The sequence below is a fragment of the Nissabacter archeti genome (assembly GCF_018257325.1).
In the GTDB taxonomy this organism is placed as follows: domain Bacteria; phylum Pseudomonadota; class Gammaproteobacteria; order Enterobacterales; family Enterobacteriaceae; genus Chimaeribacter; species Chimaeribacter arupi.
In genome coordinates this window covers 227,698-239,325 of the sequence record NZ_JAERKB010000003.1, presented here as the reverse complement: position 1 = coordinate 239,325, position 11,628 = coordinate 227,698, and the positions used below count along the sequence as shown (strand labels likewise).

Genomic DNA, 11,628 nt, shown 5'->3' with positions numbered 1-11,628 from the left:
TGCTGAGGTACTGTATGTGGAAGCCACCAGGACATCTCGTCATAAGTACGTTGTAACTAATAGCGGGCGAATGAATGAATCGTGTATCTGGCTGTCTGTATACCTGGCTATTCAGGTAACCCGCACCCTATGTCACTGACATTTTCAATTACCGGCAGCCTGTGCCGCCGGCAATAGCAGGGCGCTGGCCATATAGGAATGGAGAGACGCAGTGGGTCATAAATCAGGCGGGGAATAAATAACAGGCCATCCAACAGAAAATAGATAATAACCATGAGGGCGAAAACGCTGTGATATTTGTTGCCCTGCTTAAATGAGAATTATTTACATTAACAGGTTCGCGATACTGTGACAAATACGCCAGCCTGAAACGTCAGGGGAAAAGGTTATAAAGAGCTATCAGACAATACCGCTCAATAATAACGCGGCCCGGCACGCCTTTGTTTTCGCGCCTTCGTGTTAACACATTTTTAATGGCGTGATTTATCCGCTTTATCGCAGCTATTTTTTTGAGAGGCGATATTTTACGCACCTATGTAACAAGATTTTTCATGCTGTGAAAACTTTTAGTTACTGCTCATGCAAATTTTTTTAGCTACTATTAGGTATAAACTAATTATAGGTAACACATGGAACTCAGGCATCTTCATTACTTCGTGGTTCTGGCAGAAAAGCTGCATTTTGGCGCGGCAGCTGAGAAATTAGGCATCGCGGCCCCTACCCTTTCAGTACAGATCAAGCAACTGGAAGAGTCGATTGGCGTCGAACTCTTTACCCGCACCAAACGCAGTGTGAGCCTGACCCAGGCCGGTGCCCTGTTTCTGGTGGAAGCCAACGCGACCCTGGCCCAGGCGGAGCGGGCGCGCGAGATCGGCCGTTTAGCCAGCCGGGGGGAAGTCGGGCATCTGGGGTTGGGCTACGTCAGTTCGGCGCTCTGGTCAGGAATTTTAAGTAAGTTATTGTCCCAATTCAGAAAGCAGAACCTGAATGTCACCATTACGCCGCGCGAATATCCTATGAACGAATTGCCGGTGATGGTCAGCGAAGGCAAGCTGGATATTGCCTTTATCCGCAGCCCGATACGCCTGCCGGATGACATAAAAAGCCTGCATATTCAGCAAGATATTTTTTGCGTCGCGCTGCCTGCCGCGCACCCGCTGGCGGCCCGCCAGCAACCGGTAGAGCCCTTCGAGCTGCGCAATGAGAAATTCATTATTCCTGAGCAGCCCCACGGCACCATTGAGGTCGCGCGCCGGGGTGGCTTCAAAGTTAAAAAAAGTGAAAGCCCCGGCAGCCTGGTGGATGTCCTGTCGCGCGTCTCCTTTAACGAGGGGGTCGCCATAGTGCCGGATGTGTTATCGAATACGGTGTTTCTGCCGGAAGTGGTGTACCGGCCGCTGGCCGCGCCGGCTATTCCTTCTGAAATCAATATTATTTACCGCAAGTGGGAACGGTCACCCACGGTGATAAGCTTTATCGATTTTACCCGCAACCTGTTCACCTCCTGATGCAACGCCCCCGGTTTTCCAGTGGCAAAGCGCCTCGCCCTAAGGAATTAGGGCAACATTTCCCTTTGCGTTAAACTAAATGCACAGGCAATTATGCTGATAACTATTTTTGGATTTTATTCCAATATAGCCACATAAAATACACCAATTTCACATCCCATTATCATTACCCGATAAAAACGTAACATTGAAACAAAGTCTAAATAACCTCCATCAGAAACAATTCATATCAATAATCGTAACCGCCATGATGCAGATCAATATTATTGTGCTTGCCCTTTCACCGGCTTTGATTTTGTGATCAAAGAAGGAAAGAAATCCGCAGTTAATTATCTGAACCGCACAAAAATGTAGCTCACTTGTTAATTGCTGGTAAATAAAAAATAAACGAGGATGCTATGCTAGATCGAGGTAAGCAATGTTTGGATTAGACGCCTTTCATCTCGCCAGGATACAGTTCGCCTTTACTGTCTCCTTCCATATTATTTTCCCGGCTATCACTATCGGGCTGGCCAGTTTCCTGGCTGTGCTGGAAGGGCTGTGGCTGAAGTCAAAGAACGAGGTTTACCGCGATCTTTACCACTTCTGGTCGAAAATTTTTGCCGTAAACTTTGGCATGGGCGTGGTGTCCGGCCTGGTGATGGCGTATCAGTTCGGCACCAACTGGAGCGGTTTTTCCCAGTTTGCCGGCAGCATCACCGGCCCGCTGCTGACTTATGAAGTGCTGACCGCCTTCTTCCTCGAAGCCGGCTTCCTCGGCGTCATGCTGTTTGGCTGGAACCGCGTAGGCCGTGGCCTGCACTTCTTTGCCACCTGCATGGTGGCACTCGGTACCATCATTTCTACCTTCTGGATCCTGGCGTCCAACAGCTGGATGCAAACCCCGCAGGGCTTCGAGCTGAAAGACGGGATGGTGATCCCGGTTGACTGGATGGCGATCGTCTTTAACCCGTCGTTCCCGTTCCGCCTGATGCACATGGCCACCGCCGCCTTCCTGGCGAGCGCCTTCTTTGTGGGCGCGTCCGCGGCCTGGCATCTGCTGCGTAAGCATGACACCCCGGCAATCCGTAAGATGTTCTCTATGGCATTGTGGATGGCGCTGATTGTTTCGCCGATCCAGGCGATGCTGGGCGACATGCACGGCCTGAACACCCTGCACCATCAACCGGCAAAAATTGCTGCGATTGAAGGCCACTGGGAAAACCCGCCGAATGAACCGACGCCGCTTATCCTGTTCGGCATCCCGGACATGGAGCAGGAAAAGACCAAATATGCGCTGGAGATCCCGTATCTCGGCAGCCTGATCCTGACGCACAGCCTGCATGACCAGGTACCGGCGCTGAAGTCCTTCCCGAAAGAAGACCGCCCGAACTCCACCATTGTGTTCTGGTCGTTCCGCATCATGGCAGGCCTCGGCATGTTGATGGTGCTGATGGGCGTGATCAGCCTGTGGCTGCGCTTTAAAGACCGTCTCTACACCTCGCGCGCCTTCCTGTGGTTCACCCTGCTGATGGGGCCGTCTGGCCTGATCGCGATTCTGGCAGGCTGGTTCACGACGGAGATCGGCCGCCAGCCGTGGGTCGTGTATGGCCTGCTGCGTACCAAAGACGCGGTGTCGGCACACGGTGACCTGCAGATGAGCATCAGCCTGATCGCCTTTATCGTGGTCTACTCCTCGGTATTCGGCGTGGGTTACACCTACCTGTTCCACCTGATCAAGAAAGGCCCGGAGATGGGTGAAGGCAGCCATACGCCGGAAGGTGGCCCAGGGACCAAACACACCCCTGCCCGTCCGCTCTCCGCGGTGAAAGAACCGTTAAACCAACCGGAAGAAGGTAAATAACGTGGGTATCGATCTTTCTATTATCTGGTTCACCATCATCGTCTTCTCCACACTGATGTATATCGTGATGGACGGCTTTGACCTGGGGATCGGCCTCCTGTTCCCGTTCAACAAAGATGCGGTTGAGCGTGACATGATGGTTAACACCGTCGCCCCGGTCTGGGACGGCAACGAAACCTGGCTGGTGCTGGGCGGCGCGGCGCTGTATGGCGCCTTCCCGCTGGCCTATGCCGTCATCACTGACGCGCTGGCTATTCCGCTGACCATCATGCTGATTGGCCTGATCTTCCGCGGCGTGGCGTTTGAGTTCCGTTTCAAGGCAACCGAAGGGCACCGCGCCTTCTGGGACAAGTCCTTCATCGCCGGCTCGGTCATCGCGACCTTCAGCCAGGGCATCGTGGTCGGTGCGTTCATCAACGGCTTCCCGGTCGAGGGCCGTACCTTTGCCGGCGGCGCGATGGACTGGCTGACGCCGTTCACCGTGTTCTGTGGCTTCGGTCTGGTGATCGCGTATGCGCTGCTGGGCTGTACCTGGCTCATCATGAAAACCGACCATGCGCTGCACCGTAAAATGTCTGCGCTGGTGAAACCGCTGGTTATCCTGCTGCTGCTGGCGATTGCGGTACTGAGTGCCTGGACCCCGCTGCAACACAGCGCCATCGCGACCCGCTGGTTCACCCTGCCGAACCTGTTCTACTTCCTGCCGGTGCCGGTACTGGTGGTGGCGGCGGCCTGGGGCCTGCTGCGCAGCGTGAAACGCCACGCGCACTACTCGCCGTTCCTGCTGACGCTGGCGCTGGTGTTCCTGGGCTTCACCGGTCTCGGTATCAGCATCTGGCCGAACATTATTCCGCCGGGCATCAGCATCTGGCAGGCAGCGTCACCGCCGCAGAGCCAGGGCTTCATGCTGGTTGGCGGCCTGCTGATTATCCCGGTCATTCTGGTCTACACCTTCTGGAGCTACTACGTGTTCCGCGGGAAGATCAGCCCGGATGAAGGCTACCACTGATAATCCCCCTGTTGGCATAACTGAGGAAGAACAGATGATTGAGAATACCCATACTCAGGCACCTTCCCCGCTGTGGAAACGTGTGCTGTGGCTGGTCGCGATTTACGCGGGCAGCGTGCTGGCCCTGGGCTGCGTGGCAACGGTGTTCCGGTTGATGATGACCGCCGCCGGGATGCGCTCCCACTAAACGTCCCCCCACGGCGGATACGTTTACGCTGACACCCCAAGCCATCTCCCCGGAGATGGCTTTTTTATTGCCCCCTTCCCTTACGCAAAGCCTGCCGTTAGCCATTACACTGATCTCTCTGCCCGCCGGGCGCGTTTTCCTCACCGCAACCGATTTTCTTACTGCAACCAGGAGACACCATGAGTTCACTCTTTTCCCCCTTCCAACTGAAAGGGTTGACGCTGCGCAACCGCATTGCCGTCTCGCCGATGTGCCAGTACATGGCTGAAGATGGGCTGGTCACCGACTGGCATGGGCCGCATTACGCCTCGCTGGCGCGCGGCGGTGCCGGGCTGGTGGTGGTGGAGGCCACGGCAGTCGCGCCGGAAGGGCGCATCACCCCGGCTGACCTCGGCATCTGGAATGATGAGCAGGCGAACCGGCTGGTGCCGATTGTGCGTGACATCAAAGCTGCCGGGGCCGTGGCCGGTATTCAGATCGCCCATGCTGGCCGCAAGGCCAGCGCCAACCGCCCGTGGGAGGGGGATGATCACATCGCGGAAGATGACCCGCGCGGCTGGGAAACGCTGGCGCCTTCTGCGCTGGCGTTTGGTGCCAACCTGCAAAAAGTGCCGCGTGAGATGACGCCGGAGGACATCGGCCGGGTGAAAGCGGATTTCGTCAGTGCCGCTGCCCGCGCCCGTGATGCCGGTTTTGAGTGGCTGGTGCTGCACTTTGCCCACGGTTATTTAGGCCAGAGCTTTTTCTCGGCACACTCCAACCAGCGCAATGATGAGTATGGCGGCAGTGCGGAAAACCGTGGGCGTTTCCTGTTAGAGACGCTGGAAGCGGTGCGCCAGGTCTGGCCGGCCCATCTGCCGCTCACCGCCCGTTTTGGGGTGATCGAGTTTGACGGGCGTGACGAAGAAACCACCGCCGACGCCATCGCCCTGATCAAGAAATTCAAAGAGGCCGGCCTGGATTTCATTGACGTCAGCATGGGCTTTTCCACGCCGGAGGCAAACATCCCGTGGGGGGCAAATATGCTGGCGGATCTCACCGCCAGGGTACGCACGGAAACCGGCCTGCCCTGCGCCACCAGCTGGAACATCAGCAAGCCGGAAGAAGCCGATGCCATGATCCGTGACGGCCAGTTGGATATGGTGATGCTGGCGCGGCCGATGCTGGCCGATCCGCACTGGCCTTATATGGCCGCGCGTCGCCTCGGCGTCGACAACCCCTCGTGGGTGATGCCGCCGCCTTACGCCCACTGGCTGGAACGTTATCGCGGCGAATAATATGTTGTTTCGCCAAAAAAACAGCGTGCCGCAAAAGGGCACGCTGTTTTTTTATGCGCACAGCGTCAGTGGCTGGCGGCGGGTGTGGTGGCCGGGCGCTGCGGGCGCACCACAAACAGCACCAGTATCGCCCCCAGCGCTGCCACAGCCCCGGCCAGAATAAAGGCGCTGTCGAACTTGCCGGTGTTCTGGACGATGTAGCCGGTCACGATCGGGCCGATAATGCCGGAGACACTGCCGATCAGGTGAATAAAGCCGCTGGCCCCGCCGATACGGGAGGTGTGCACCACATCCTGAATAATCGCCCAGTAGATAGACCCGGTGACATACAGGAAGAAGATCGACACCGACATCAGCAGCACCGCCGGCACCACCTGGCTGACTGTGCCCGCCAGCGCCACGCAGGCCGCCGCCGCCAGCAGGCAGACCACCAGCACGATTTTGCGCGACAACAGCAGTTTGCCGGTCAGGCGGAAAATCGCATCGGAAATAATGCCGCCCAGCGCCAGCCCGACGAAGCCGACAATCCACGGGATCATGGTGGTGATGCTCATCTCTTTGATATTCAGCCCGTGCGCCTGCACCAGGTAGGACGGGAACCAGCTCAGGAAGAAGAACAGGATGTAGTTGTAGCAGAAGAAGGCGAACGCGGTGACCAGGATAATCGGCTGGCGCAGGTAGAACATCAGCGAATGGCCCGGCTGCTGATTCGCCTCTTCACTGCTCTGGTCAGCGGCTTTCAGCTCGCGGATCAGCGCGCGCTCCTGCTCACCGGTGCGGCGGCTTTTCTCCGGCGAGTCCGCCACCACAAAGAACCAGACCAGCATCCAGACGATGCCCACCGCACAGATGATCATAAAGGCCGGCCGCCAGCCAAACGCCAGGGCCAGGTAGCCCACAATCGGCCCGGCCACGGCGCCGCCCAGCGGGGAACCGGCGCTCAGCAGGCCCATCGCGGTTGCCGCCTGTTTCCGTGGGAACCAGCCGTTGATCATCTTATTGGCCGAGGAGCAGATCGGCCCCTCCGCCATACCGAACAGCACGCGCAGGATCAGCATGGAATAGAAGCCGGAAGCCAGCGCCGTCATGCCGCAGAAGATTGACCACAACCCCACCGCCACGCCGAGCACCAGCATCGGGCCGAATTTGTCTACGGCCAGTCCGCCGACAAAATTAAACAACGCGTAGCCAAAGAAGAAGCTGCCGAAAATAATGCCGAACTGCTCGGCATTCAGGGTGAGGTCCTGCTCAATCATCGGCAGGGTTATCGAGAGCGCCACCCGGTCGAGGTAGTTGATCATGTAGACCAGGAACAGCAAGAACACGATGGTCCAACGTAAGTTCTTAAACATAAGTACTCCACGTAGTCTTTGCAGGGTAAGGGGTGCACCGGCGGCCGGGTGCGTGGCCGCCTCTGTGTCAGTCAGGTACCCGTTTTATGCAGGCACCTGTTTTCTGTTGTGTATGACCATGTCCGGCGCTAGTCGCTGAAGGTCAGCAACACCTTGCAGCAGGTTTTTTGGTTTTGTTCAAACAGCGTCAGGGCATCGGTGACGTGGTGGAGCACAAACGCGTGGGTAATCAGTTTCTCCGGCCGGATGCGCTGCTCCGTCATCCAGCTGATCACCTGTGGGAAGCGCACGCTGTTCAGGCGTGAACTGAAAATAGACAGCTCTTTGCCGGTGATCGCCTGCTGGTTGATGGTGCACGGCTCAGCAGAAAACCCCATGATGCCGATGCGCGCCGCCGGGGAAGCGATCGCAATCGCCTCCGGCAGAATCGATGGGTGGCAGGCGGCATCCACAATCAGCGTCGGGCGGATCGCCTGGGCCTGAAGCGCGGCGGCCAGATCGGTTTCCCCGTTATGAATCGTCCGGTCTGCGCCGTTCTCCTGCGCCATCGCCAGCCGCTCCGGGATGCGATCGGTCACGATAATCTGTTTCACCCCGTACACGCCGCGCAGCACCTGAATCACCGTCAGCCCCATCGGCCCGGCCCCGTAAACCAGCGCCACATCCTGCTCCGTGGGGCGCAGTTGCGCGCAGATATTGGCCGCGATGCTGAAGGGTTCGATCATCGTCGCCTCACGATCGGGAATGCTGTCCGGCACCTGGTAGGCATTCCCGGCCGGGGCGCAGGCATACTCACTGAAGCCGCCGTCCCGGTGTACGCCAATCACCTGCAACGAGGTACAGACGTTGGGGCGGCCCACCGAACAGGGGTAGCAGTGGCCGCAGCTCACTACCGGGTCAATAACCACCCGCTCGCCGAGGCGGGCCGGGTCAACGCCCTCGCCTGCCGCATCAATCAGGCCGAAAAACTCATGGCCGATCACACGCGGGTATTTCGCAAACGGGTTATGGCCGCGAAAGATGTGCACATCTGAGCCGCAGATACCGGCGCTGACCACCCGTACCCGTACCTCGCCCGCCTGTGGCTTCGGCAGCGGCCGTTCTTCAATCACCAGCTGTTCCGGCTGTTGGATGACAACACTTTTCATCGTTTTATCCTCGGTTACCAGTTCCACAGGGTGCCGTCTTCCAGGCGCGCCACCGGCAGGTTGGCGGGTTCAAACGGGTATTTGGCCGCCAGCTTCTCATCAAATTCAATGCCGATACCCGGTTTATCACCGGGGTGCATCATGCCGCGGTCAAAGGTCCAGTGGTGCGGGAAGACCTCCAGCATCTGTTCGGAGTAGCCCATGTACTCCTGCACGCCGAAGTTCGGCACCCAGAGGTCAAAATGCAGTGCCGCTGCCATGCAGACAGGCGACAGGTCAGACGGGCCATGTGAGCCGGTGCGCACCTGATAAAGCGCGGCGAAATCGGCGATGCGGCGCATCCCGGTGATGCCGCCCGCATGGGTCAGCGTGGTGCGGATATAGTCAATCAGCTGCTCCTCAATCAGCTGTTTGCAATCCCAGATGCTGTTAAACACCTCGCCCACGGCAATCGGCGTCACGGTATGCTGGCGGATCAGGCGGAAGCAGGCCTGGTTCTCCGCCGGGGTCGGGTCTTCCATCCAGAACAGGCGATGCTGCTCCACGCTTTTGCCGAAGCGTGCGGCTTCAATCGGCGTCAGGCGGTGGTGCATGTCATGCAGCAGGTGCTCCTCAAAACCGAATTTACTGCGCACGGCGTCGAACAGTTTCGGGGTGAAGTCGAGGTATTTTTCCGTGGACCAGAGCTGTTCCTCGGGCCAGTTGCCCTTGGTCGCCGGTTCATACGCCAGCCCTTTGCCTTTCGCCATCCCATAGGTGGTTTTCATGCCCGGCACGCCGCACTGCACGCGGATCGCCTTGAACCCCATCTCTTTATGTTTCGCGTAATCATCCAGCACTTCATCAATGGAGTGGCCGGTGGTATGGCAATAGACCATCACCGCGTCCCGCGAGGCCCCACCCAGCAGCTGGTAAAGCGGCATATTGGCCGCCTTGGCTTTGATGTCCCACAGCGCCATATCGATGGCTGAAATCGCGGACATGGTGACCGGCCCACGCCGCCAGTACGCGCCTTTGTAGAAAAATTGCCAGATGTCTTCAATGCGGTGCGCATCGCGCCCCACCAGTTGCGGGCAAAGATGATCCTGAAGATAGGAGGCCACTGACAATTCCCGCCCGTTCAGCGTGGCGTCACCCAGCCCGGTCACCCCCTCATCGGTGGTAATTTTCAACGTGACGAAATTCCGCCCTGGGCACGTTACAAAGACCTCTGCCTTCACAATTTTCATCGTCTGTTCCTTATCAGCCAGCGCCGTATCAGCGCACATCAGGCAGTGACTCTAGATCTGACATAACTACCATACAAGTATAACGTGTAAAAAATGGACGATTGATCACGGAATAGGCCCCGCTCATCGCACGGTAACATGAAGGGGATAACCTGGCCGTTTACGCCCTTTTCATCACTATTCAGCAACCTATGCTATACAAAAGAGTTACGCCCGCACTCAGGCTTTTTACCCCGTTGCCTTGCACCGGGCCTTCCTGCCGCCCGTCCGGCGGCAACACGTGGAGAACCTCATGAGAGTACGTTCAGGGATTGCAGGGTTGGTGGGTCTGTTGCTGCCTTTATTCGCGGCGGGGCACGATTTTGTTAAGGGGCAGCGGGTGCCGCCGGTGGGCATTGCTGACCGGGGCGAGGTGATTCAGCAGCAGGATGAGAGCCGTTACCAGCCGTGGAACAGCGCCCGGCTGACCGGCAAAGTGCGGGTGATGCTGCATATCGCCGGCCGCCTCTCGGCAAAAGACAAAAATGCAGCGCTGACAGAGGCGATAAGCCGCGCCGGTTTACCGCCCGACCGCTACCAGACCACCACCATTATCAATACCGACGATGCGATTACCGGCAGCGCCCTGTTCGTCCGCCGCAGCATTGAGGCCAGCAAAAAAGCGTTCCCGTGGTCGCAATTTATCATCGACAGCCGGGGCGCGGCGAAACGCGCCTGGCAACTGGAGGATGGCGGCTCCGCCGTGGTGGTGCTGGACCCCGCCGGCACCGTGCAGTTTGTCCGGGACGGCGCCCTGACACCGGCAGAAGTTCAGCAGGTGATGGCGCTGCTCCGGCACCTGCTGAAAACGTCCTGATTTTATTTACGTTTACCGGTTAAGCCCCCAGCTTTTTTCACCCCGGCATCACGGGAAAAACGCGATTGTTCGCCACGCCCGCGGGCTTTTTTTAAATAATAAACTATCCTGATCTACAGGGACTTTTAGCCAGATTTAATAGAACAATCAATCGTATGATTAATCAAAGACGTCATCGCCGGCCCGGTATGGCAGACCTCAACCGCTGCCTGCCGGCTGCTCGCAGCAACCGTTGCCGTTTTTGGTTACCGTTACTCACGCCGGCCATCGCGGGCAACCAGGGACAGCTATCATGACAGCCTACGCCGATAAACCCTCAAGCCTGGACAGTGAACTCCCGGCACTGCTCACCGCGCTTGAAACCCGCCTGGATCAACTGCTGCCCGAAAGTGGTGAGCGTGACCGGGTGAATGTGGCGATGCGTGAAGGCACGCTGGCACCCGGAAAGCGCATCCGCCCGCTGCTGCTGATGCTGGCCGCCCAGGATCTGGGGTGTGATGCCGGGCAGCCTGGGCTGCTCGACCTGGCCTGCGCCGTTGAGATGATCCACGCCGCCTCGCTGATGCTCGACGATATCCCCTGCATGGACAACGCGTTACTGCGGCGCGGCCGCCCTACCATCCACCGCCAGTTTGGTGAGAACGTGGCGATCCTGGCCGCTGTCGCCCTGCTCAGCAAAGCCTTTGGCGTGGTGGCTGCTGCCAGCGACCTGCCGAGCCAGGCCCGCACCCAGGCGGTGGCCGAGTTGTCTGCCGCAGTCGGCCTCCAGGGGCTGGTGCAGGGCCAGTATCAGGATCTCACTGAAGGCAATGACGTGCGCAGCGCGGATGCCATCTTTACCACCAACGAACTCAAAACCAGCATGTTGTTTGGTGCCACCCTGCAAATGGCGGCTATCGCCGCCGGGGCCGCGCCGGACGTCCGGCAAAAGCTGCGCTGTTTTGCCCTCGATCTGGGGCAGGCTTTTCAGTTACTCGACGATCTGGTCGATGGCCTGGCAGGCACCGGCAAAGACATGAATAAGGACGCCGGGAAATCCACCCTGGTGTCCATGCTCGGCAGCGAAGCGGTGCAACAACGCCTGCACCACCACCTTCGCCGGGCCGATGAGCACCTGGCCTGCGCCTGCGATCAGGGCATGGCTACCCGGCGTTTTATGCACGCCTGGTTCGGCCAGAAACTGGCCCTGATTGGCTGAGAACAGGCCGGTCACGGGCTT

At 58.2% G+C, this 11,628-nt stretch carries 10 protein-coding genes; 7 read left to right on the top strand and 3 right to left on the bottom strand.

The genetic code is table 11. The annotated features are described in order from the left end of the window. Positions 1-629: 629 nt before the first annotated feature. From JK232_RS05515 to JK232_RS05495, 5 genes are all read left to right on the top strand, one after another. Entirely contained in the window at positions 630-1,508 is an 879-nt protein-coding gene (locus JK232_RS05515; RefSeq protein WP_072926371.1) for a LysR family transcriptional regulator, read from the top strand. 418 nt (positions 1,509-1,926) lie between these two features. Next, positions 1,927-3,351 carry a cytochrome ubiquinol oxidase subunit I gene (locus JK232_RS05510; RefSeq protein WP_072926373.1) on the top strand — a complete coding sequence of 475 codons (1,425 nt, stop codon included), beginning with the start codon at positions 1,927-1,929 and terminating at the stop codon, positions 3,349-3,351. A 1-nt stretch (position 3,352) separates the two neighbouring features. After that, a complete protein-coding gene (gene cydB, locus JK232_RS05505) occupies positions 3,353-4,360 on the top strand; it encodes a cytochrome d ubiquinol oxidase subunit II (protein WP_072926374.1) in 1,008 nt (335 codons plus the stop codon). Between the two features lie 34 nt (positions 4,361-4,394). Next, positions 4,395-4,547 (top strand): DUF2474 domain-containing protein, encoded by a 153-nt coding sequence (locus JK232_RS05500; RefSeq protein WP_072926376.1) that lies wholly within the window; start codon positions 4,395-4,397, stop codon positions 4,545-4,547. A gap of 179 nt (positions 4,548-4,726) precedes the next feature. After that, positions 4,727-5,824 (top strand): NADH:flavin oxidoreductase/NADH oxidase, encoded by a 1,098-nt coding sequence (locus JK232_RS05495; protein WP_072926377.1) that lies wholly within the window; start codon positions 4,727-4,729, stop codon positions 5,822-5,824. Between the two features lie 65 nt (positions 5,825-5,889). Here the strand turns inward: JK232_RS05495 and JK232_RS05490 are convergent, their stop codons facing one another. From JK232_RS05490 to manD, 3 genes are all read right to left on the bottom strand, one after another. Then, a complete protein-coding gene (locus JK232_RS05490) occupies positions 5,890-7,176 on the bottom strand; it encodes an MFS transporter (protein ID WP_212588918.1) in 1,287 nt (428 codons plus the stop codon). A 128-nt stretch (positions 7,177-7,304) separates the two neighbouring features. Further along, on the bottom strand, positions 7,305-8,324 hold the full coding sequence (locus JK232_RS05485; protein WP_212588917.1) for a Zn-dependent oxidoreductase: 1,020 nt from the start codon (positions 8,322-8,324) through the stop codon (positions 7,305-7,307). A 14-nt stretch (positions 8,325-8,338) separates the two neighbouring features. After that, positions 8,339-9,553 (bottom strand): D-mannonate dehydratase ManD, encoded by a 1,215-nt coding sequence (gene manD, locus JK232_RS05480; RefSeq protein WP_072926381.1) that lies wholly within the window; start codon positions 9,551-9,553, stop codon positions 8,339-8,341. 292 nt (positions 9,554-9,845) lie between these two features. Between manD and JK232_RS05475 the strand changes: the two genes are divergently transcribed. Beyond that, positions 9,846-10,409, top strand: coding sequence for a YtfJ family protein (locus tag JK232_RS05475; protein WP_072926382.1), 564 nt, complete (start codon positions 9,846-9,848; stop codon positions 10,407-10,409). A gap of 292 nt (positions 10,410-10,701) precedes the next feature. Continuing rightward, positions 10,702-11,607: a polyprenyl synthetase family protein gene (locus tag JK232_RS05470; protein WP_072926384.1), complete on the top strand. Its 906-nt coding sequence runs from the start codon at positions 10,702-10,704 to the stop codon at positions 11,605-11,607. The last annotated feature ends 21 nt before the right edge of the window (positions 11,608-11,628 follow it).

Excerpts from the sequence above, each read along its gene's own strand:
- JK232_RS05490 (WP_212588918.1), bottom strand. The coding sequence starts at position 7,176 with ATGTTTAAGAACTTACGTTGGACCATCGTGTTCTTGCTGTTCCTGGTC.
- JK232_RS05470 (WP_072926384.1), top strand. The coding sequence starts at position 10,702 with ATGACAGCCTACGCCGATAAACCCTCAAGCCTGGACAGTGAACTCCCG.
- JK232_RS05510 (WP_072926373.1), top strand. The coding sequence starts at position 1,927 with ATGTTTGGATTAGACGCCTTTCATCTCGCCAGGATACAGTTCGCCTTT.
- JK232_RS05515 (WP_072926371.1), top strand. The coding sequence starts at position 630 with ATGGAACTCAGGCATCTTCATTACTTCGTGGTTCTGGCAGAAAAGCTG.
- JK232_RS05475 (WP_072926382.1), top strand. The coding sequence starts at position 9,846 with ATGAGAGTACGTTCAGGGATTGCAGGGTTGGTGGGTCTGTTGCTGCCT.
- JK232_RS05500 (WP_072926376.1), top strand. The coding sequence starts at position 4,395 with ATGATTGAGAATACCCATACTCAGGCACCTTCCCCGCTGTGGAAACGT.
- JK232_RS05495 (WP_072926377.1), top strand. The coding sequence starts at position 4,727 with ATGAGTTCACTCTTTTCCCCCTTCCAACTGAAAGGGTTGACGCTGCGC.
- manD (WP_072926381.1), bottom strand. The coding sequence starts at position 9,553 with ATGAAAATTGTGAAGGCAGAGGTCTTTGTAACGTGCCCAGGGCGGAAT.
- JK232_RS05485 (WP_212588917.1), bottom strand. The coding sequence starts at position 8,324 with ATGAAAAGTGTTGTCATCCAACAGCCGGAACAGCTGGTGATTGAAGAA.